Genomic DNA, 278 nt, shown 5'->3' on the forward strand with positions numbered 1-278 from the left:
TCGATTTTGTCGTAGCCCTGCTGGACGAACTCGTCTTCGATGTCGCGCAGGACGACGTCGTAGCCGGCGAGCGCCGCGACCTCCGCGATGCCGTGGCCCATGTTGCCCGCTCCGAGAACGGTGATACTGTCGACGTCATCTACGTTCATGGAAGAACGTTATACTGCGTCGCGGTTTCAACGTTTCCCTCGCATGAGATGTAAACTCAACTTCTGTTTATTAAATTCTCGATAGACACCGCCGCAGTCCGTCGATTAACTCGGTCGGTTCGACTTTCC

1 protein-coding gene is annotated in these 278 nt (G+C 55.0%); it reads right to left on the reverse strand.

Annotated elements, in window-relative coordinates; translation table 11 throughout:
* A partial coding sequence (locus tag HKX41_11270; protein ID NNC24711.1) for a hypothetical protein occupies positions 1 to 149 on the reverse strand: 149 nt, incomplete at its 3' end.
* Between the last annotated feature and the right edge of the window lie 129 nt (positions 150 to 278).

This window comes from Salifodinibacter halophilus, assembly GCA_012999515.1.
Taxonomy (GTDB): domain Bacteria; phylum Pseudomonadota; class Gammaproteobacteria; order Nevskiales; family Salinisphaeraceae; genus Salifodinibacter; species Salifodinibacter halophilus.